Origin of the sequence: Longibacter sp., assembly GCF_051155795.1 — a bacterium.
In the GTDB taxonomy this organism is placed as follows: Bacteria; Bacteroidota; Rhodothermia; order Rhodothermales; family Salinibacteraceae; genus Longibacter.
Window position 1 is genome coordinate 19,227 of record NZ_DAXETW010000154.1, and the last position, 21,024, is coordinate 40,250.

General features: G+C 64.6%; 15 protein-coding genes. 9 read left to right on the plus strand and 6 right to left on the minus strand.

Translation table 11 applies throughout. The annotated features are described in order from the left end of the window. Positions 1-11: 11 nt before the first annotated feature. From ACFCU0_RS14775 to ACFCU0_RS14785, 3 genes are all read right to left on the minus strand, one after another. The gene (locus ACFCU0_RS14775; protein ID WP_434974450.1) at positions 12-1,052 is read right to left on the minus strand and encodes an aldo/keto reductase; all 1,041 of its coding nucleotides are present in this window, start codon (positions 1,050-1,052) and stop codon (positions 12-14) included. Between the two features lie 168 nt (positions 1,053-1,220). Next, positions 1,221-1,859 (minus strand): NADPH-dependent F420 reductase, encoded by a 639-nt coding sequence (locus ACFCU0_RS14780; protein WP_434974451.1) that lies wholly within the window; start codon positions 1,857-1,859, stop codon positions 1,221-1,223. Between the two features lie 49 nt (positions 1,860-1,908). Then, entirely contained in the window at positions 1,909-2,781 is an 873-nt protein-coding gene (locus ACFCU0_RS14785) for a helix-turn-helix domain-containing protein (RefSeq protein ID WP_434974452.1), read from the minus strand. Positions 2,782-3,037: 256 nt separating this feature from the next. On the opposite strand from ACFCU0_RS14785, the gene ACFCU0_RS14790 reads away from it, so the two are divergent. The 7 genes from ACFCU0_RS14790 (at position 3,038) to thiL (ending at position 13,671) form a co-directional block, all read left to right on the plus strand. Then, positions 3,038-4,342, plus strand: coding sequence for a bifunctional folylpolyglutamate synthase/dihydrofolate synthase (locus ACFCU0_RS14790; protein WP_434974453.1), 1,305 nt, complete (start codon positions 3,038-3,040; stop codon positions 4,340-4,342). A gap of 81 nt (positions 4,343-4,423) precedes the next feature. Beyond that, positions 4,424-5,647, plus strand: a complete 1,224-nt coding sequence (locus tag ACFCU0_RS14795; RefSeq protein ID WP_434974454.1) for an ArsA family ATPase — start codon at positions 4,424-4,426, stop codon at positions 5,645-5,647. Positions 5,648-5,795: 148 nt separating this feature from the next. Beyond that, positions 5,796-7,343, plus strand: a complete 1,548-nt coding sequence (locus tag ACFCU0_RS14800) for a hydroxymethylglutaryl-CoA reductase (protein WP_434974455.1) — start codon at positions 5,796-5,798, stop codon at positions 7,341-7,343. Positions 7,344-7,720: 377 nt separating this feature from the next. Beyond that, positions 7,721-9,235 carry a glycosyltransferase gene (locus ACFCU0_RS14805; RefSeq protein WP_434974456.1) on the plus strand — a complete coding sequence of 505 codons (1,515 nt, stop codon included), beginning with the start codon at positions 7,721-7,723 and terminating at the stop codon, positions 9,233-9,235. Positions 9,236-9,473: 238 nt separating this feature from the next. Further along, positions 9,474-11,180 carry a tetratricopeptide repeat protein gene (locus ACFCU0_RS14810; RefSeq protein ID WP_434974457.1) on the plus strand — a complete coding sequence of 569 codons (1,707 nt, stop codon included), beginning with the start codon at positions 9,474-9,476 and terminating at the stop codon, positions 11,178-11,180. A 41-nt stretch (positions 11,181-11,221) separates the two neighbouring features. After that, positions 11,222-12,439, plus strand: a complete 1,218-nt coding sequence (locus ACFCU0_RS14815; protein WP_434974458.1) for an anhydro-N-acetylmuramic acid kinase — start codon at positions 11,222-11,224, stop codon at positions 12,437-12,439. A 113-nt stretch (positions 12,440-12,552) separates the two neighbouring features. Next, positions 12,553-13,671 (plus strand): thiamine-phosphate kinase, encoded by a 1,119-nt coding sequence (gene thiL / locus ACFCU0_RS14820; RefSeq protein WP_434974459.1) that lies wholly within the window; start codon positions 12,553-12,555, stop codon positions 13,669-13,671. Between the two features lie 55 nt (positions 13,672-13,726). Here the strand turns inward: thiL and ACFCU0_RS14825 are convergent, their stop codons facing one another. Continuing rightward, positions 13,727-16,456, minus strand: coding sequence for a tetratricopeptide repeat protein (locus ACFCU0_RS14825; protein ID WP_434974460.1), 2,730 nt, complete (start codon positions 16,454-16,456; stop codon positions 13,727-13,729). A 66-nt stretch (positions 16,457-16,522) separates the two neighbouring features. Continuing rightward, positions 16,523-17,128, minus strand: coding sequence for an ECF-type sigma factor (locus tag ACFCU0_RS14830; protein WP_434974461.1), 606 nt, complete (start codon positions 17,126-17,128; stop codon positions 16,523-16,525). Positions 17,129-17,516: 388 nt separating this feature from the next. Between ACFCU0_RS14830 and mddA the strand changes: the two genes are divergently transcribed. Then, complete coding sequence (gene mddA, locus ACFCU0_RS14835) at positions 17,517-18,320, plus strand: methanethiol S-methyltransferase (RefSeq protein ID WP_434974464.1); 804 nt, start codon at positions 17,517-17,519, stop codon at positions 18,318-18,320. A 191-nt stretch (positions 18,321-18,511) separates the two neighbouring features. Further along, a complete protein-coding gene (locus ACFCU0_RS14840) occupies positions 18,512-18,964 on the plus strand; it encodes a hypothetical protein (RefSeq protein WP_434974462.1) in 453 nt (150 codons plus the stop codon). A gap of 26 nt (positions 18,965-18,990) precedes the next feature. Here ACFCU0_RS14840 and ACFCU0_RS14845 read toward each other — a convergent pair. Further along, positions 18,991-21,024, minus strand: a 2,034-nt coding sequence (locus ACFCU0_RS14845; protein ID WP_434974463.1) for a zinc-dependent metalloprotease, incomplete at its 5' end; no start/stop codon positions are given.

The following is a 21,024-nucleotide window of genomic DNA, read 5'->3' on the forward strand; positions in this document are numbered from 1 at the left end:
CCGGGACGCCGCTACCAGTGAAGCGGTGCGCCGCGGCGGGGACCGTCGATTTCTTCGTAGTAGCCGCCGTAGGTTACCGCCCGGGTGCCCTCGAGGAACGCATGCGGGAAGCCGAGATCGATGGACGAGGCCTCGTTCAACACGGAGCGATGCGCCTCTTCGAGATGAAGATTGAGGCTTGCGAGATTGCTCTCCACCTGCGACACCGACGTCGCCCCGATCAGGGGCAGGACGCCGCGCTGCCGCACCCAGGCCAGCGCCACCTCCGCGGCCGGCCGGCCGACTTCCTCCGCCACCTCCACGACCGTCCGCGCGATGCCGAGATTCCGCTCCGACACCTCCTTGAAGGGGGCCGAATCGAGGCGCCCGCTGTCACCGCGGTTATATTTGCCCGTGAGAATTCCACTCGCGAGCGGACTCCATGCCAGCGGCGTGATGTTCATCGCCTGCGCCATCGGGAGGAGCTCTCGCTCGGGTGTGCGCTCAATCAGGCTGTACTCGACCTGCATCCCGATGAAGGCGCTCCACCCGCGCAAGTCAGCAATAGCATTCGCCCGGCTGATGACCCAGGCCGGCGTATCGCTGATGCCGATGTACAGGACTTTCCCTTGTCGTACCAGGTCATCCAGGCCGCGGAGCACCTCGTCGATCGGTGTTAGGAAGTCCCACGCATGAACGTAGAGCAGGTCGATGTAGTCCGTGCCGAGACGCGTCATGCTCGCCTCGACGGCCTCCACCATGTGCTTCCGGCTATTCCCGGCGGCATTGGGGTCGGGGGCTTTCGCCCCGAGCGGCGCATCTGTGTACTTCGTCGCGAGGACGACCTCCGATCGGTGACCGTCGACGAATTCGCCAAGGAGCGTTTCGGAGGCGCCGTTTGTGTAGATGTCCGCAGTGTCGATGAAGGTGCCGCCGGCGTCCCGGAAGGCAGCGTAGATGTCATGACTCGTCTGGCGATCTGCACCCCAGTCGATGCCTTCGCCGAAGGTCATGGTGCCGAGGCATGCTTCCGAAACACGCAGCCCGCTGTTGCCGAGGAGGTGGTATCGCATGGCTGTAATCGGTGTGATAGATGTGCGTGGGCGGATTCGACGCACGAGGGTGCGCCGGCTACACCCTGTCAACCCGGTGCCGGCCCATCGGATTTGACGAATTCAGCGGATCTGTTGCATGATCCTGCGGAATCCGGGTCTCCCTTTCGACCTCAATTACGCGGGCAATCACGCGGGCGGTATGGCCAGGTGCGTCCGCGCCTCCGCCAGCGTCCATTCCTTGTTGTAGATCGGCGCACCGGGCTCCATCCGGCGCCCGCCCTCGCGCAACGATCCCATGTCGAGCGGCGCGAACCCGATGGACTCGATCAGCTCGGAAATACGCGCTTTCGCGTCCCTGTCGTCGCCCGCGAGAGGAATTACGCGTCGGTCGTCCAGCGGAAGCGACGCATTCCCCTGGTCGCGCAGGTGCTGCCAGTATATCGTATTGAACGCTTTCACGACACGGGCACCACCGACCTGCTCTGCCGTCCACTCGGACTGCGTCAGGCGGCCGTCGTCGACCGCCTCGATGCGCCCGTCGCGATCCGGATAGTAGTTGGAGGCGGTCACCAGAATTCTACCGGCGAGAGCCTCGGAGGGCAGACCGGTCACCCGCCCGAACGGGATCGCCTCCATCACGATGTCGCCCATCTCGGCCGCCTCCGTCGACGTCTTCGCGGTTGCATTCGGACCCAGAGTCTGAATCTGTTCACGAAGCGTCTCTGGACCGCGCGAGTTGCTCAATACGACCGTATGCCCGTCGTCAACCAATAGCTGCGCTACGGTTCCTCCGATGTGTCCTGCACCGATGATTCCAATCGTCATGGTTCTCCCCCCTTGATGTTGGTGACGAATTCAGAAGCGTGCCGCCCTCTTACCGGCGCGCTTCCTGCTGAAACTGACTCGGCGTGATGCCGAAATGATGCTTGAACTGTCGGGTCAGATGACTGGTGCCCGAGAAGCCGATCCTGCGAGCCACTTCCCCAACCCGGCGGTCGCCATGATCCAGAAGGGTGCGGGCACGCTCCACTCGTCGCCGCATGACGTAACGGTACGGCGTCTCCCCCATTTTCGCTTTGAAGAGCCGCGAGAAGTGGCCGGCACTCAAAGCAGCCTCCGCGGCTATATCCTCGACCGTAATGTCGTCGACGAGGCGCGCTTCAATGAAGTCGATCACGCGGTTCGTTTGCTGCTGCGTGAGGCCGCCTTGTACCGAAGGCCGGGTGGGTGGCTCAACCCCGTGGTTACGAACGAGGTGAGCGGCGAGAGCCGTGACGACCGACTGCATGAAGACGAGTCCTCCGGGAAATCCTGCGCGCACTTCCCCGATGAGGGCGCGCGTCAGATGATACAGTTGCGGGTCCGCGACGCCGTACGCGAGCATCGTCTCCATCTCCTCGCGGCCGGTCAGGCGTGTGACGAGATCCGGCTTCAGAGCAATCAGGCCAAACCGGTTCTTGCGTGCCACGCGGTGAGAAAACGGGCGCCCGGGCGGGTTCACCCAGAAACTCTTCGGCATGAGCGTTTCCCGGACGATGCCGCCCGCACCCCGCCGTTCCAGCTCCAGCGGCTCTGGATCCAGGTTGAGCGCCAGGTAGTGGCGGGGTACCACCAGGTCGCGAGTTTCCCACTCTGGATTCGACCCAACCTCTACTAGCGCACCCGGAACGACCTCGGCCGACATCTCCATCTCCGCGTCGGCGAGCGCCTCGACGGGTACCCCTGTTTCCGCTTCTCGGAACGGCATGACGCTGCCACCCGGGCGCGTCCGACCCGGGTCCGGGGGCCCGCCCGATCTGTTTGCACCGGTATCCATTGGCGGAAAAGCGTCCATGTGAGGATGGGAGGACGGGTTCCACGGTGAAGGGCCGAGCCGCCCGGAGAATCTTCGTTCTGGAGAACCAATCGTCCATGCGATAGGTTCGGCATTTGGCCCGATGATGGACGCTATTCTTTCGAGCATACGGCCCGCACGGTCCGTTCCTACTGATCGTCGTATCCCCATGCCTTCCGGCCTCGACCGTCTCCACGATCTTCCGCGATTCACCGGCGAAGCCGATGACAGCTTCAAGCCGGGGCTGGAGCGGATGCACGCGTTGCTCGACGCGATGGGCCGTCCCGAGCGGTCGTATCCGAGCATCCACGTCGCCGGCACAAACGGAAAGGGCTCGACAGCTTCCCTGGCGGCGTCGATTCTGTCAGCGGCGGGCCCGACCGTTGGGTTGCATACCTCGCCCGAGCTGCTTCACGTCACCGAGCGGATGCGGGTCGACGGCGTTGCTGGCCCCGAAGAGTGGCTCGATGAAGCGGTACGTCGCCACGCTGATGCCCTCGACCGAACGGCACCCAGCTTTTTCGAAGCGACGGTCGCCTTCAGTTTCCTGTACTTCGCCGAGGCATCGGTCGACATCGCAGTGGTCGAAGTGGGTCTCGGTGGCCGCCTCGATGCGACAAACGTTCTCCAACCGCTGGTCAGCATCATCACAACTATCGACCTGGAGCACACGAACCTGCTGGGCACCACCCTGCCGGCGATTGCACGGGAGAAAGCCGGCATCATCAAGCCGAACACGCCGTGCGTGACGGGCGTCACCCAGCCGGAGGCGCTGTCCACGATTCGCGAGATCGCATCGGCACATCAGGCGCCCCTACATGTTCTGGAGGACGAAGGGGATCTAAGCCTTCGTGATAACGGCTCGAGCATGAGGCAGGGTCTCGACCTCCGCACCCCGTCGAGGGCGTACGAGGCGCTTCAGCCCGCCCTCCCCGGCCGGCATCAGCACCGGAACGCCTGGCTGGCGACCCGAGCGGTGGAGATTGCCTACCCCGACGTCACGACAAGCGACGTACGCGATGGGCTCCAGTCCGTTGCGCGGCGGGCGGGCCTGCGGGGCCGCATGGACATCCTCTCGGACCGCCCGCTCATCATTGCCGACGTGGCACACAATGCGTCCAGTCTTGCCGCCACGCTGCATGCCCTGCTGCCGTCCGTCCGGGGCCACCTTCGCGTGGGACTCGCTCTCGCACGCGACAAGGACGCCGAACCAATCGCCAAGGTGCTTGCCGACCGGGGCGCGGCGGTCGTCCCGCTGCGGGTCGTCGCCTCGCGCCTTCACGATCCAGCCGACCTTGCCGCGTTCCTTCGGCGGCGCGGCGTGCGCTTACTCCCGCCGCAAACCGTCGAGGGAGCCCGCCGGCACTTCGAACAACAGGCGGATGCCGGGGACGCCCTTCTGCTGACCGGGTCCCACCACGTCGTCCGTGACGCCCTTCGGCCCTCCGAGCCCGTTCCCCGTCGCTCCGATTGATTCGCGACAGGACGCTTCTGCCGTTTCCCATGGCCGCCCGGCCTGTCGATGTCCCTTTTGCCCTCACGGATTCACCCGTCCATGCTGTCGCCTACTGACGATGCTGCCACACCCAACGCCCTGCCACGCATCCTGCTTTTCACCGGGAAAGGGGGTGTTGGAAAAACGACGTGCGCCGCCGCAACCGCCCTTCGCGCTGCGCGACAGGGGCACAAGACCCTTATCCTCAGCTCCGACCCGGCGCACAGCCTCGCCGATGCCGTCGACGAGCCCCTAGGGCCCGAACCCACAGAGATCGTCGATAACCTGTTTGCACAGGAGGTCGACCTCTACTACTCGATGAAGAAGTACTGGGGCAACATGCGGGAGCTGATGCTGACGGTTTTCCGCTGGCAGGGCGTGGAGCAAGTGGCGGCCGAGGAGCTGGCCGCCCTCCCGGGAATGAACGAAGGCTCCGTTCTGCTCTGGCTGGAACAGGCCGTCCGGGAAGACGACTTCGACCTCATCATCGTCGACAGCGCGCCGACCGGGGAGACGCTCACGCTCCTGACGCTCCCGCAGGTCACGCAGTGGTGGCTTTCGAAGGCGTTCCCTTTTCAGAAGTTTGCCGTCAAGTCGCTCGGATTCGGCGTTAGAAAGACGACCGGGATTCCCCTCGACAAAGGGTACGATGAGCTGGAGAAGATCTTCGAGAAGCTGGAGGCGATCCGCGACGTGCTCTCCGATCACGCGACGACCTCCATTCGCCTCGTGATGAACCCCGAGAAAATGGTGATTGCCGAGGCCCGGCGGGCGTACACCTACCTTCAGCTTTACGGTTACGGCGTCGACAGCGTCGTGGTGAACCGGGTGCTGCCGGAAGATCAGATCCCGGAAAACTCGCTTTTCTCGAATTACCTGGCGTCACAGCGGGACTACCTGCGCGACATCGAGAACAGCTTCGCGCCACTGCCCATCCTGACCGTTCCGCATCTCGGGCAGGAGGTGTTCGGGCTGGATCGCCTTGCGACGATCGCCGAGGGTCTCTACCAGGATCACGACGCGACGGCCGTACTCTACGACGAGCCGACGTACGAGGTCGAGGAAACGGCCGCCGGGTACACGATCCGCATTCGGCTTCCCTTTGCCGATGAAGCGGAGGTCCGGGCCCGGCAGTTCGGCGACGAACTCGTGGTCCAGGTGGCGAATCAACGACGCAATTACGCTTTGCCGAATTTTTTAAGTTATTATACCGTTCAGAGTACCACCTTAGCCGGCGGTTGGCTCACGGTTACCTTCGAGGAGAACGATCGCAACGCCGACTGAGCGTTGCTCCACCCGCTGATGCCGAGCCGTCCCGATCGCAGGACGACGTCCTGCGGGCGAGCCAAGTCCGCGACGCGCTCCCGGAGGCGGCGGCCACCCGCGGTACCGATTTGCGTGCTTCGCAAACTCAATTCTATCCGATCCGACTATGTTCGTCCCCTCTGTGCTGCTGAAGCAGCTTTACACGTTCGGCAGCCTCGAGAATACCGACCGAGGCGTTCAGTTCTCCATCAAAAACCGCCTGAAGGATGCGACCCTTACAGAGCTGATCAGCGTGTCGATCAACGGCGCGACCGTTCCGTCCGGAGAGGTCGAACTGTACCTCGGGGATGGGAAGGTCTACACACCGCAGACCATTTCGAAGGAGAACCCGGTCGATTTTCCTCTACGGCGCACGCTTCACGTTCGGACAACGAGCGTCTCACACCTGGATACCGGCAAGCACCAGATCGAGATCTCGTTTCGAGCCAAACCCTTCGGCAAGCTCAGCTTTTCCGTCGAAGACGCGATCACCGAAGGGGAGGATGAAATCGTTCGCATCCCCCGAAACGAACAGGACGACTACAGCGAAGAGGCGATTCGGACGCGTCAGCAGTGGGTCGAGGAGAAGACGGGCACGTCGCTGGAGCATACGCCCGTGTATTCGATCGATCCGGAGACCACGCGTGGCAACTGCGAGCACTTCACGGGCGTGGCACAGATTCCGCTCGGCGTCGCCGGACCGCTGACGGTGAACGGGGAGAATGCGCAGGGCGACTACATCATTCCGATGGCGACGACGGAAGGTACGCTCGTCGCGTCCTACAACCGGGGCATCAAAGTCTGTAACCTGGCGGGCGGTGTGAAAGCCACCGTCGTGAACGACGCCATGCAACGGGCGCCTGTCTTCGTGTTTCGGGACGCGCGGGAAGCCCGCGACTTCACCCGGTGGGTGGACGAACACATCGACCGCATTCGGGAGGAAGCCGAGGCGACGTCGAGCGTGGCAGAGCTCATTTACATCGACAACTACCTGTCGAACCGGTTTGCCTACCTGCGATTCAATTACCGAACCGGCGATGCGGCGGGGCAGAACATGGTGGGCCGTGCCACCTTCGCCGCGTGCGGTTGGATCATCGACCACTATCCGGAGCCGATCCAGCACTTCTACCTCGAGTCCAACTTCGCAACCGATAAGAAAGCATCTCAGGTGAACGTGATGCGGACGCGAGGAAAGCGAGTGACGGCCGAGGCGACCATTCCGCGAAAGGCGCTGATCCAGCACATGCGCGTGGAACCGGAGAGCCTGCACTACCACTGGAACGTCGCAACGGTCGGTGCCTTCCTGTCGGGCGCCAACAACAACGGGGCGCACTCACCCAACGCGATCACGGCCATGTTCATCGCCACCGGTCAGGATGTGGCGAACGTGTCCGAGTCGTCGGCGGCTGTGTTGTACACGGAGATCACCGAGGACGGAGACCTCTACATCTCGCTCACCATCCCGTCGCTGATCGTCGCCACCTACGGCGGCGGCACCGGCCTCGCTACGCAGCGCGAATGCTTGGAGATGATGAACTGCTACGGGAAGGGGAAGGTGAACAAGTTAGCGGAGATCGTCGCCAGCGTTGCTCTCGCAGGTGAGCTGAGCCTGGGCTCGGCCATCTCCTCCTCCGACTGGGTCTCCTCCCACGAAACATACGGGCGGAATCGGTAGGGAGAGGGCTACCGGTTCAGGGTTCAGGGTTCAGGGTTCAAGGTTTGTGTCATCCAGACGGTGGCTGGGGCTGCGGATGGCGCGTTCCATACTCAATCCTCTATTCCCAGTCCTCAGTTCCCAGTCCTCAATTCCGAATTCCCAACCTCAATCCCTCCCTGGCGGGCGTCATTGCGGCGGTGACGTGAAGGCGTCGCGAACAATGCGTGTGATGAGCGCCTTCAGACGGCCATCGCCTCGGGTCGTGTTGCGTCCACGCAATCGGAATGATAGATTGCGGTCTTGATAACGGAGCGGACCCGCGCGACGATGTTGTGCGCTTTGTCCGGCTCTGCGCACACGTTTGCGTCGCTTGTTGCATCACTCTGGTTCTGTTTATGGTCGCCGCCCTTGAGGTCGTCATTCCCGCGTTGTACGCGATCTCCATTGCTGTTCTCGTCGTTTACGGAGGCAACCTACTCTGGCTCGCCGTTTTCCACGCCCGAGACCAGCAACTCGTCGACGGACCGGTCCCGGACCCGAACGAGCTTCCCGAGCCGGACGACTCGTGGCCGGTCGTCACCATTCAACTCCCGCTCTACAACGAAGCCGCCGTCGCGGAGCGCTTGATTGACGCCTGCGCACGCATCGATTATCCCCGGCGCAAACTCGAGATCCAGGTTCTGGATGACTCCACGGACGACACCGTCAACGTCGTGGAAAAGCGCGTGTCCTACTGGCAGGACCGCGGACTGGACATCGTTCACATCCACCGAACCGACCGGACCGGCTACAAGGCCGGCGCCCTCGAAAACGGTATTCGCCTTGCCCGAGGCGACTATGTCGCGGTGTTCGACGCGGACTTTCTCCCGCAGCCGGAATTCCTCCGGCAGATGATGCCTAAGTTTTTTGAGGACGAGAACCTTGGCATGGTCCAGGCACGCTGGGGACACATCAACCAGGAGCATTCCCTTCTCACGCAGGTCCAGGCCTTTGGGCTCGACGCACACTTCGCGATCGAGCAGCACGTTCGCCAGCGGAGCGGCTGCTTCATGAACTTTAACGGCACCGCGGGCATCTGGAAACGGGAATGCATCCAGGATGCGGGCGGGTGGCAGCACGATACCCTTACGGAGGACCTCGACCTCAGCTACCGCGCGCAACTGAATGGATGGCGATTCGAGTACGTGCCGACGGTAGAGGTGCCGGCCGAACTCCCCGCCGACATGAATGCCCTCCGCACACAACAATTCCGGTGGACCAAAGGGGCGGTCGAAACCGCGCTTAAGATGACCGGCCGGCTCTGGCGGTCGACCGAGCCCCTCCGCGTCAAACTCGAGGGAACGCTCCACCTCTCCGCGCACTTCGCGTTCCCGTTTATTCTGCTGGCGGCCCTCACGCACGCCCCGCTTCTCGTCCTCAAGAACTTCGGGTACGGGCCGGGCGAAACCTACTTTGGCGTGATGGGCCTCGGCCTGATCGGGTTCGCCGGGTTCTTTCTGGCCCAGCTCTTTGCCCAGCGCGCCCTGTACCCGGACTGGAGTCGGCGCGTTCGGCTCTTCCCCGCGTTCATGGCCGGGTCGATGGGACTCGCGCTTTCCAACACGAAAGCCCTCTGGCAGGCTCTCCGAGGCAAGAAGACAGCGTTCATCCGTACGCCGAAATACGGAGACACGGGAAGCGACAACTGGTGGAATAGCCGGTACGCGATATCTGACATCCCCCGCGTCATCTGGGGCGAGGCCCTGCTCGCCATGTACTGCACGATCGGCCTCGGCGCCACCATCGTCCTCGGGGAATGGGCGGCGATCCCCTTCCAGGCGCTCTTCGCCGCGGGCTTCGTGATGGTGACGGTCTCCAATGTCCAGCAGGTCCGGACCGTCCGACAGGCCACACCTGCGCCTGCGACCTGAGAAACGCGACCGCGGGACCCCGCATTCTCGACGGCATCATCCCGGACAGATGCCCGTACGGTCTATCCCGTCATGCACAATAGCCGGCGGAGTTGCGCAAATTTACGATGCTTCGACACCGCACCGCCGTGCAGCCACTTTCAAATGCGGCCCGTTCATCGTAGGTTGCTCCGATGCGGGAATATGCGCACGTTCCGGCTTCAGTGATCCGCCGCCTGTACCCCCCCGACGACGTCTTATGTCCGTTCCTGATATTCAGCACGCTCTCGAACTCCTGCGTCAGCGGGACGTCGACGCCGCGATTTCCACGCTGGAGCGGAAGGTGGAGGAGCTTCCCGCCCACCTGACCGCCCACGTGCTGCTGGCGCGGGCCTACGAGGCGAACCAGAACTGGGATCGGGCGCTTCGGTCGTGGGAGAACGCGCATTTCCTGATGCCGAACAGCCCGATCGTCCAGGCCGGGAAGGAACGGGTGATCGAAAAGATCGAGACGACGGAGGCATCCTCCGAGGATGCAGGTGATGGCAACGCGCCCTCCGCGCAGACAGCCTCTTCCTCCCGGGGCGACGCCTCGCCCACGTCCACCCCCCCGAAACCTTCCGCATCGGCTGAGTCGACGTCACACGAGAACACGCCGCCGCAGACCACGTCGCCTGAGGACCTGGCTGAACAGACCTCACCACCCACGCCGGCCGGGCCCGATCCCGCTCAAGACACCGGCGAGCCATCGGATCACGAGGCTGCAAACCCGGTTGCCCAGCAGGCCCAGGCGCTGCTGTCCGGCACGCCGACCGAATCCTCGGATGACGCAGATGGGGCGGACCAGCACTCGGCAGAACCTGATTCAACACCGTCCGCCGCCCATCAGAGCCGACAGAAGCCGGCGGACCCCTCCCCGGACACGACCGCCTCTACGCCGGAGATTCGCGCGTCTCGGAGCCCGGATACGACGAGCTACCGCCCGGACACGGCCATCATCGACGCTGCAGCCTCCCTGCTTTCCCGCAAACCCACGCCGGTTGCCGACGACCCCGACGATCCCGACGTTGCGGCGCAGGAGCAACCCCAACGCACCGAGGACGGCGGGCCCAGCCGTGCGGACCAGACGACGTCAGATGAGACGGCGGCGACGGGAGCCGAAAGCTTCATCCCGGACTTCGCTGCCCGCCAGACCGGCTCAACGGAGGACACGCATGACGACGCACCGGACGCAGAGCCGCAGGAATCGGACTCGCCGTCGTCGGTTGATGCGGATGAAGGACTCCTGGACTCGCCGTTTCTCGACCGGACCGGTTCAGCAGACACCACGGAGGAAACAGACCCACCGGAGACATCTGCCTCCGACAAGAATCGCGGCGAGGACGCCGCTCAAGCACCGTCGACGGATTCAGCAGACGACGATGCGGACGCGTCGGTGCAGATTCCCTCCCCGGACGACCTCATGCCGTCGGATACCGACCTCGACACCTTTTCCGATGGCGGTGATTCCGATGGCGGTGACGACGCAGGGGATGGCCTGTCAGAACTCGAACAACTCCGGCAATCCGCCGAACGCGAAGCACGTAGCGGTGGCGCTCGCGCCGGGATATCGGGACCGGACCTCTCGTCCGAAACCGAAGATTCGGTCGACCCCGACGATACGATTGGAGACCTTGACCGCTTGATCCAGGATCTTGAGTCGGCACGTATCGATCCCAAACCCGATCTCGACGACCTGCCCGAGCCGGACCTCGAGGACGATGTCGAGGATCTCGTCTCCGAAACGCTGGCGCGGATTTATGCAGCCCAGTCCCAGTATCGCGAGGCGGCACGTATTTACGTCAAGCTTGCGTCGCAGGAGCCCGCGAACGCTCGCGCGCACCTGGAGAATGCGGCCGAGATGCGCAGAAAAGCGGATGCAAAAGCAGCGGACGACCGGGCCGGCGGGGACGCGTCGGACGCTTAGCACGGACTCGCTCGGATCTCTCGCTCTTCCCCTCGCGCCTCATGCCTCTGCCCGCACGCTCGTCTCGCGTCGTTGCCGGCCTCATGTCCGGGACCTCTCTGGACGGCGTCGATGCTGTTGTCACGCATCTCGTCGGAAGCGGCCGGTCCCTTTCGGTCGATGCGTTGTCCTTCGTTCATCGCCCCTACCCGAACGCGCTGCGGGAGCTGATCCTGATGGCGTCGGATGTTGAACGCTCCTCTGTTCGAGACATCGCGCGTCTGAACGCCCGCCTGCCGATCGAGTCGGCCCGCGCCGTACGAATGGCCGTAGATGCCGCCGGGCTGGAGATGGAAGACCTCGACCTTGTCGGATCGCATGGGCAAACGATCCAGCACCTGCCCGACGCCGCTCCCGTGGCCGGAGAAGCGGTCCGTGCGACGTATCAGGCGGACGACCCGTCCGCCCTCGCCCAGCGTCTGGGCGTGCCCGTCGTCGGCGATTTCCGGCGTGCCGACATGGCTCTCGGCGGGCAGGGTGCCCCACTGGCTCCGTACCTCGACGACGTCCTCTTTGCCAGCGAGGAGGAGACGCGGGTGCTGCTCAACCTGGGCGGCATTTCTAACCTGACACTCCTGCCGGCGGCCGGCCGCACAGAGGACCTTCAGGCCTTCGACACCGGTCCGGCAAACATGGTCATCGACGCACTCGCCGACCGCCTGTTCGACGAGCCGTACGACGCAGATGGCATCTACGCGGCGGACGGGTCCCCCGATGCCGACCTGCTGGCCGACCTGCTGATGGGCGACTATTTCCACCGCCCCCCGCCGAAATCCACCGGTCGGGAGATGTTTGGACCGGGGTACTGCGATACGTTCCTGAAAAAGGGCCGGTCTCGTTCTCTCTCCGACACCGACCTGATCGCTACGGCGACCATGCTGACGGCCGCATCGGTGTATCAGGGATACGCCCGCTACGTTCGCCCCAAGCACACAGCGGACGTCGTGTACGCAAGCGGGGGCGGCGTGCACAACCAGACGTTGATGAGCATGCTCCGCGCGGCCTTCGCCCCGATCCCCGTCCGGCGAACGAGCGATCTCGACGGCGGAGTCGACCCGGATGCGAAGGAGGCCGTCCTCTTCGCGGTACTGGCGCACGAGACGGCGAACGGCGTCCCTACCGGCCTGCCGCATGTCACCGGCGCGCGCCTTGCCGCTGTGCAGGGCGGCCTCTACATGCCCGCTCCGTCGACCACCGTCCGCCACGACGAAGCGGTTTGAACATTGCAACGAGATCCGGGCGGCCGTCAAAACACCAGCGAACCGTCGGGGTAGGTATAGTCTGATTACCGCTCTCGTACTGCGACTTCAACCGACCGCACCCCGCCGACTACATGGACACTCCCGCTGAAAACGGACCTTCAGCCTCCGACCGCGGCGCCGGCCCGGACATCCACCCGCAGGAAACGGCGATTTCCGAGGTTGGTGAGTTCGGCCTGATCGCGCATCTCCGGGATACGCTCGGCGAATCCGACGACGACTCCATCCTGGAGGGTATCGCGGACGACGCAGCGGTCTACCGCGTGTCCGACGAGACGGTGCACGTGGTGACCACGGACGCGCTGATCGAGGGCGTGCACTTCGACCGCACGTTCATGCCGATGGAGCACCTTGGGTTCAAGGCGATGTCCGTGAACGTTAGCGACGTGGCGGCGATGAACGCGCGCCCCCGGTACGCAACCGTTGTGGTCGGCGTCCCGAAGAATGCCTCGGTGGAGGCGATGGGAACGCTCTACCAGGGCATCAAGCAGGCATGCGATGCCTACGGTATCACCGTCATCGGTGGCGACACGACGGGCGCCCACTCCCTGTCCGTGACCGTCACGGTCATCGGAGAAGCTGCCGAGGATGAGGTCGTGTACCGGCGCGGCTCGAAACCGGGCGACAAGATCTGCGTCACGGGCGATGTCGGTGCGTCCTACGCCGGCCTCAAGGTGCTTCTGCTCCAGCGTGAACAGCTCCAGCAACAGGGGGAAGACTTCCAGCCCCATCTCGACAAGTTCTCGTACGTCATCCGTCGGCACCTGGCCCCACCGGCGCAGCTGCAGGCCGTGCGCAACTGGAAAGGCGCAGGCTTCCGCCCCTCCTCGCTTATCGACGTGTCCGACGGACTCGCGTCGGAAGTCCATCACCTCTGCGAGGCCAGCGGCACGCGTGCCCAGCTCTACGAGCCGTCAATCCCGATTTCCCCGCACACGCGCAACGCGGCGACCGAATTCGGAGAGGAGGTGACGGTCTATGCACTGTTCGGCGGGGAGGACTACGAGCTCGTCTTCACGGCGTCGGAGGAACAGCTTAAGGACCTGGACCCGCAGAGCTTCAACGTCATCGGCGAGATGGAAGCCCCCGAGGAGGACACCCCGCGGGTCCAGCTCAAGCAGGCGGACGGGGAAAATGTCCGGGTCCGGCCCGGTGGGTTTGATCACTTCGGTGACGACCAGCCGCAGGGTTGATTCGTCAGGAGGTCCCTTCGGCCCAGCGTCGGCATAGCGTCCGACATTGGATGCGTCATGGCGCGCGGACGCGGGCGAGCGTATCCATGTACGCGGCGGTTTTGGCCGGCTCACCCGCGTCTCGATATAGCTCAATGAGATGGCGTAGGGCCCATCGCGTTTCGTCCTCACGCCCCTCCGCCTGCCGCAGCGCCTGATAGCCCTGCTCAAGCGACTGCGTGGCCGCAGCCCGCTGACCGGCTCCTGCCAGACTCGCTCCGAGCACGCTCCGTGTTTCGCCGATCAACCAGTGGTCTGCGGGTAACGACGCCGTTCGAAGCCGAAGTGCTTCCGTCGCGCTCTGGGTTGCTTCTCCGAACCGCGTGCCACGCTCCACGAGTGTTCTTGCAAGACCCAGCAACGGGTACGCGACGTGCGGATGGTCGGCCCCGAATGCGTCGCGAAAGCGCTCGACGGCTTCCCGGTACCGCTCCTCAGCTGCCTCCTGTTGCCCGGCCTGCAGCGCATGCGACGCCAGGTTGTTCAGGCTGATTGCCACGTCTGGGTGCCCGGGCCCGAGAAGACGCTGTCGCATCTCGAACGCCTGCTCGGCCAGGCGCCGCTCCTCCTGCGTCTGTCCCCGTCGCCCCACAACGCTCGCCAGATTGTTCAGGGCATCCGCCACCTCCGGGTGCTCGTCGCCGTACAGGCGGCGGCTCATCGTCAGGGATTCCCGCAGGAGACGTTCTGCTTCCCGGAGGCGCCCGGCATCCTCCAGGATCAGGCCGAGATTGTTCAGGTCCCAGACGATTTCGACGTGGGCTGGACCCAGCGCCGCTCGCCGGATCGACAGGGCCTCGCGGACGAGCGTCTCCGCCCGATCGTATCGTCCTTCGTTCCAGTGAAGCATGCCAAGATTATTGAGGCTCACGGCCACTTCCGGGTCACGCGGTCCGAGCAGATCCCGGCGCAGGTCCAGCGCATCCTGCAGAAGGGGTCGGGCGTCGGCATACCGACCCTGGTTCGTGCGCAGCTCGCCCAGGTTATTGAGGCTTGCGGCCACGAGGGGATCGTCGCGGCCCAGGTGTCGCTCGCGGATCGTGAGCGCCTCCCGGTACAGGACGGCCGCCGTGTCGAGGCGCCCGCGGGCTTCAAGTGTTTCCGCCAGGTCGTTGAGGCTTGTGGCCACGTCCAGATGGCGCGGCCCCAGCAGGTCGCGCCGCTGCTTCAGAGAACGGCGAAGCAGCTGCTCGCTCCGGTCGTATTCACCCAGCTTCACGTAGACGCGCCCGACCACGCCGAACATCTCCGCCTGCACGACAGGCTCATCGTCGAGCAACTCGGCCCGCTCCACGCCCCGGGCCATGAGGTCGCGGGCCGTCACCGTATCGCCTGGAGATGCACTCGGGGCATTGGCTTCGAAGAGGTCCAGCAGGAAAGACGTCACCTGGGCCGACGTTTCCGCCTCCGTCCGTGCTTCGTGCAGGGCATCCCCGATGCGCCGGGACTGCACCGTCACCGTGACGGCATAGGCCACGAGCAGAAGCAGGAACGCGACGGCCGCGGCGCTCTCCCATCGGTGGCGCTGGAGAAATCGTCGCGCATGATAGATCCGGGAGTCGCCCCGGGCGTCGACCGGCCGGTCATCGCGGAATCGCCGCAGGTCATCCGCCAGGTCTGCGGCGGAGGCGTATCGGCGGTCGGGCTCCTTCCGAATGGCCGTCATGATGATCGCGTCGAGATCCCCCTCGAGGCGTTGCCGGAGACGCGACGGCCACGCTTGGCGGTCCATCGCGATGCGGTCCCACGCGGGGGGTGCGCTGACGGTCGTCGCAGAGGCGTCGTCCTCGCTCGACCGACACGACAGGGATGCGCTGGGGCGGGGCGGTGTATCGTCGCAGATGATCCGTTCGACCTCCGAAGGGGACCGGCCTTGCACCTCATACGGACGCCGTCCGGCCAGAAGCTCGTACAGGATCAAACCGAGCTGGTAGACGTCCGACGCGGTCGTGATGGAATGACCTCGCACTTGCTCCGGACTGGCGTAGGCCGGGGTCATGGGGCGATGTCCCGGCTGGGTGTCCGGAGGTCGGAGGCGACTGCCACCCGCACCGGGATCCAGCCACTTGGCGATGCCGAAGTCCAACAGCTTGACGCGACCGTCGCCGGTCACCAGGATATTCGACGGCTTCAGGTCCCGATGAACCACGAGCCCCCGGTGGGCAGCCTGCACCGCGTCCGCTACGGTGATGAAGAGCTCGACGCGCTCGTTCATCGAAAGCTGTTGCCGGTCGCAGTGTTCAATCAGCGGGACACCGTCGACGTATTCCATCACGAGGTAGGGACGCCCGTCATCCGTCCTCCCGCCCCCATGTAAGGTCGCTATATTCGGGTGGTCCAGCGTCGCGAGAATCTGCCGCTCGAACTCAAAGCGGCGAGTAGACTCTCGTGAGACCACGTGTCGGAGCACCTTGATCGCGACCCGGTGATCGAAGGCATCGTCGGCACGCTCTGCCAGATAGACGGTCCCCATGCCGCCACGACCGATCTCACGCAGTAGACGATACGGACCGAGGCGGTCGCCCACCTCTGCCGCCTCAATCGGCCGGTCCTCGTCCATCCACTGACGCGGCGCTTCGTCGAGGATGCCGGCGGTACGCTCATGGGCGAGCAGGAGCTGCTCGACGGTGCGCTGGAGCGTTGTATCGTCCCCGCAGGCCTGGTCAAGCCACTGCTGTCGTTCGGCGGCAGGCCGTGCCAGTGCTTCGTCGAACAGGTCCGCAATTCGCTGCCACTGATTCGTCATGGGTGGGTCAGTCTTGAGTGCGGGGCCGGGAGGGTTCCCTCACGAGAGAGCGACACGCGAAGCAAATCACGATTGCGACGCGGCCGGGTCAGACCGCTCATTCGGGCCGTACAGCTCTCGGTAGAGCCAGGCGCGTGCCTTCACCCAATCCCGCTGAACCGTGCGTGTCGAGACATCGAGCGCCGCGGCGATTTCCGGTTCCGTCATGCCGCCGAAGAAACGGCATTCGACCACCTTTCGAAGACGTTCATCGATGGCGTCGAGACGATCGAGGGCGTCGTCGAGCGCGATCAGATCGTTCACCGGCACGTCCGTCCGCAGATGGTGGGACATCAGCGGCTCCGGCTTTGCGTCGCCGCCTCGTTTTTGCGCCGTCTCCTTCCGTACCGTATCGATCAGGACCTGCCGCATGGCCCGGCTGGCGATCGCAAAGAAGTGGGCGCGACTGTGCCAGTCCACCTCCATGTGCCCGTCCAGCTTCAGGTAGGCTTCGTGGACGAGTTCCGTCGTCGACATGACGCGGCGGCGCCGTCGTAGGAGATGGCGCGCCAGCGACCGCAACTCGTCGTAGATCAGGGGCATCAGGCGATCGAGGGCATCCTCGTCCCCTTCCTGCGCAGCTTCCAGAAGGCGCTGCACGAGCGCTACGTCAAGCGTTTCCGATGTAGACATATCAGCCTGCACATTGACCGGGCGTATCGAGCGTTCGCCCCATGTCGTGGTTCGGGCGAACCTTACGTAATGGGTGAGTGCAGGGTGGAGGGCAGATACCGCGTGCTGGCCTCATCCGGTCATACCGATCATATCAGACCAGCGAACAGACCGTTCGCTATGCGCCGGGGGGAAGCCCATTTTTCTCTCCTGCCGACGGGAAAAGGGTGCAGGCGACGTCCATCGCCGCACCATACAGTAACCATGAAGATAAGAGGCATCTCCCGATTCTTCAATGCCTTTCAGAGGCGGGAGCCCAGGATTCATCCATCTCGAGACGACGTCCTGCTCCACCGCCCACCTTGCCGACACGCTCTTCGACGCTATCACTCACGGCTGGACCGATCCCATGAAACGCGCACTCACCCTTACGTACGGCATCATCTGCTATCTCGTCTTTCTGGTGGTCTTTTCCTACTCCGTGGCGTTTATCGGCGGCTTTGGCGTTCCAAAAACGATTGATTCCGGTACGGAGACCGGCTTCTGGACCGCCATTTTGATCAACACGGGGCTTCTGGGGCTTTTCGCCATCCAGCACAGTGGAATGGCGCGGACCGGTTTCAAAAAATGGTGGACGGGCATCGTCCCCGAGTCAATGGAGCGAAGCACATACGTTCTGTTCGCGTCCGGTGTGCTCGCGGTTGTCATGTGGCAGTGGCGACCGTTGCCGGCGACCATCTGGGAGGTCGATGCGGTGTGGGCCCGGAACGCGCTCTGGGCGAGCTTCGGACTGGGCTGGCTGATCGTTCTCGGCACCACATTTATCATCAGTCACTGGCACCTGTTCGGCCTCAAGCAGGTCCACGCCCATTACAAGGATAAGCCGCTTGCGGAACCCCGGTTTCAGGTACGAAGCCTGTATCAGTACGTGCGCCATCCCCTGTACCTGGGCTTCCTGATTGCCTTCTGGTCGACGCCACACATGACCGTCGGTCACCTCCTGTTCGCCGGCGGCGCAAGCGGATACATCCTGATCGGCGCCCTGCTCGAGGAACGCGACCTCCTCGCACGATTCGGCGAACGCTACCGACGCTATCGCGAGCGCGTCCCGATGCTTCTCCCGCTCGCGGGTCGCGCCCGGCCCGCCCCGTCGCAGGCCTCCTCGAATCGGGCCGGCGCACCGCAGACGTCCGCGGACCCCGATACAGCCTGACATATCCGGAAGAACGCGGGTGAGGCGTCGATCGACGTAGAGGTAGAGCCCTGGGGGGCCGCGTCGGCTGCCGCCGCCCGCGTCTTCCGGTCTTATGCGTTCCAGACGATGGGTTGAAAGCAACCCGCGAGGTCCGACGCACGTTGAGGCCGGGTGAACGACCTCTCGCCACCTGTCCGCCTCCAGCGTTCATGCCTCAACCGGAAGCTGCACCGTCTTCGCCGCCTGCCGATCGACCGACCGATGCATTTCGGCAGCGACTCGTCGACCGGGCGATGGATTTGTTGAACGCCCGGGACGCGGAGGGACAGCGGACCGCGACGCTGTCGCACGAGACCATCCAGGCGATTCGGGATGAGCAATGGCCCACGGTCCTGGACGCCCTGGCGTCCATGCGCCGGCGCGCAATGCTGATGCTTTGGCTGGGCGTGATCGCCTTTCCGGTGGCCGCCGTCATGCACGTGGTGGTCTTCCTCGACCTGGTCAACGGCGGCATGGAAACCATCGCGACGCTCGTGTTCTCCCTCTTCTGGATCGGATACGGCGGGTATGCGGTGTTTGAGAACACCCGGCGGCTGCAGAGCATCGAACGTGCGCACACGCTGTTCGGTGTCATCCGGGACCTGTCGAGCGATGAGACATAACCGTCACCCCGCGGGGAGCCCAGCGCTCAGTGAACATGATGTCGGCATAGAGCCGGGCGGCGGGCCCAAGCGTCCAGTGCGCGCTCCCGTGCGTTCTGGCGCGCGGCGGGCGTCCGGGTCGTGCCGATGGGCGAGCCGGGCGGCGTGTCGAGGTCCGAGCCGCCACCCCCTCCGGCCGCGTACGAACGGTCCAGGTACCGATCGATCACTGCTCGAATCCGTGCGCGATGTGCCGCGTCCCGGTCGTTCCCGCGGGCTCGGGCACGTTGGCGCATCTGTCGAAGCTGCTCTTCGATGCGGGCCGTGACCGCCGGACTGGCGCCATCCATCGTCGCAGCGTCGAGTAGCACGTCGAGCCAGACGTCGCGGACGACGCGTCGGAGTTCGGCATCCATCTCGTCCCCGTCCCCCGACTCCCAGATGACGTCCGACGCCGCACGCAACACGTCGCGGAAGCCGGGCATGTCCGGCGCTTCGCTCGTCTGCTGGATCAGCCGATGCGCTCGCTCCGGATGAACAAGCCCCGCCAGCACCATGGATGCCGCGACCTCGGCCGGCGCATACGCGTCCAGCGTGAGCCCGGTGCGACCCGGGAATAGCTCCCGATTCGACGGGTACCCGGGCGGCCGGGGCGGCAGCATGTCGAGTGCGGCGTCCGGGAGGCGGAGGGATTCCGGGGAGAGTGTCGCCAGGAGTGCGTCTAATGCATCTCGTTGCCGGTCGGCGGGGACTGGAGTGGGGAGCCTCGCATCGGCATCACCGCGCAGCGCATACGTGTACGTCACGCCGCCGACGAGCTTGGTCGTCGCTTCCACCTGATACCGGTGCCTCAGGTAGAGCGGGACCAGCACCTCCTCGAGCATAGCCATCGGCCGATCCGACCGGACCGCCGCCGGTCCGAACCGATCCATGGCCACGCGTCGGACGGCCATTTCGCGCTTTAGGGACGCGACCATGTCGCTGCCGTTGTCCCAGAGGTTGGCGTACGGGTGCGCAGCGCCGGCCGGGCGAGCATCCGCATCGGTCAGGTACCGCAGACCCGCGTCCTGGCGCGCCTGAATCGCGGCCGCAAGAAACGCCTCCTCGGTCTGTCCTTCCTCCGGCCTTCCGTACCCGTACCGCACCGCGTGGATGTCCCATTCGCCGATGCCCACATCGTAGGCATCGCGCAGAGAGATCGAATCGCCCTCCACCACTCCCAGAGGGGCCGGATAATCCATCACGGACGCACGGTCGTTCGTGGAGGCCGCGAAGTTGTGCCGAAGCCCGATCGTGTGTCCGATCTCGTGTGCCGAGAGTTGCCGGATGCGGGCGAGGGCCATGTCCAGCATCGGGTCGGATTCACCGAAGCCTGCTGCATCCACGCCCCGGTACGGAGCGAGGAGGCCTTCCGCCAGAAGATAGTCCTGTCGGACCCGGAGCGACCCGAGGGTTACGTGGCCCTTCAGGATCTCCCCCGTTCGAGGATCCGAGACCGACGCCCCGTAACTCCAGCCGCGCGTCCGGCGGTGAACCCACTGGATCACGTTGTAGCGAACGTCCATGGGATCCGCCCCCTCCGGAAGCATCTCCACCCGAAAGGCATTCCGGAACCCAGCGGCCTCGAATGCTTCCCCCCACCAGCGCGCCCCATCCAGCAGAGCGGAGCGGACCGGTTCCGGGGTGCCCCGGTCCAGATAGTAAACGATCGGCTCTTCCGGATCGCAGAGGCCGTTCGCATCCGGCTCAACGGCACACTCGAGGCGATGCCGGGCGATGTATCGCTGCGCGATCTCGTCGCCGATCGGCACGCCGTAATCGCGAAACGTAGGCCCGTAGTACCCGGCCCGCGAGTCGAATCGGCGCGGTCTATACGTGCCCATCTCCGGAAGCGAAACGAAGGAGTGGCGAACCCGAAACGTGAGGGCGAAAGGGTTTGCGGCCGTCTCTCGAACATAGATCCCCGGCTCCTCATCCGTCGCGAACGTCAAGCGGGCCTCCAGCTCCGTGTTTTCGGGAAACGCCTTCGTTGCCGGCACGTGCACGGCGCTCCGCGTTGCATCGAGCGTGTAGGCTCCCTG

What these genes read in the sequence shown, in the direction of transcription:
- ACFCU0_RS14800 (WP_434974455.1), top strand. Translation starts at nt 5,796, where the DNA reads ATGTTCGTCCCCTCTGTGCTGCTGAAGCAGCTTTACACGTTCGGCAGC.
- ACFCU0_RS14780 (WP_434974451.1), bottom strand. Translation starts at nt 1,859, where the DNA reads ATGACGATTGGAATCATCGGTGCAGGACACATCGGAGGAACCGTAGCG.
- ACFCU0_RS14840 (WP_434974462.1), top strand. Translation starts at nt 18,512, where the DNA reads ATGCCTCAACCGGAAGCTGCACCGTCTTCGCCGCCTGCCGATCGACCG.
- ACFCU0_RS14775 (WP_434974450.1), bottom strand. Translation starts at nt 1,052, where the DNA reads ATGCGATACCACCTCCTCGGCAACAGCGGGCTGCGTGTTTCGGAAGCA.
- ACFCU0_RS14805 (WP_434974456.1), top strand. Translation starts at nt 7,721, where the DNA reads ATGGTCGCCGCCCTTGAGGTCGTCATTCCCGCGTTGTACGCGATCTCC.
- ACFCU0_RS14810 (WP_434974457.1), top strand. Translation starts at nt 9,474, where the DNA reads ATGTCCGTTCCTGATATTCAGCACGCTCTCGAACTCCTGCGTCAGCGG.
- mddA (WP_434974464.1), top strand. Translation starts at nt 17,517, where the DNA reads ATGAAACGCGCACTCACCCTTACGTACGGCATCATCTGCTATCTCGTC.
- thiL (WP_434974459.1), top strand. Translation starts at nt 12,553, where the DNA reads ATGGACACTCCCGCTGAAAACGGACCTTCAGCCTCCGACCGCGGCGCC.
- ACFCU0_RS14830 (WP_434974461.1), bottom strand. Translation starts at nt 17,128, where the DNA reads ATGTCTACATCGGAAACGCTTGACGTAGCGCTCGTGCAGCGCCTTCTG.
- ACFCU0_RS14790 (WP_434974453.1), top strand. Translation starts at nt 3,038, where the DNA reads ATGCCTTCCGGCCTCGACCGTCTCCACGATCTTCCGCGATTCACCGGC.
- ACFCU0_RS14795 (WP_434974454.1), top strand. Translation starts at nt 4,424, where the DNA reads ATGCTGTCGCCTACTGACGATGCTGCCACACCCAACGCCCTGCCACGC.
- ACFCU0_RS14785 (WP_434974452.1), bottom strand. Translation starts at nt 2,781, where the DNA reads ATGCCGTTCCGAGAAGCGGAAACAGGGGTACCCGTCGAGGCGCTCGCC.
- ACFCU0_RS14825 (WP_434974460.1), bottom strand. Translation starts at nt 16,456, where the DNA reads ATGACGAATCAGTGGCAGCGAATTGCGGACCTGTTCGACGAAGCACTG.
- ACFCU0_RS14815 (WP_434974458.1), top strand. Translation starts at nt 11,222, where the DNA reads ATGCCTCTGCCCGCACGCTCGTCTCGCGTCGTTGCCGGCCTCATGTCC.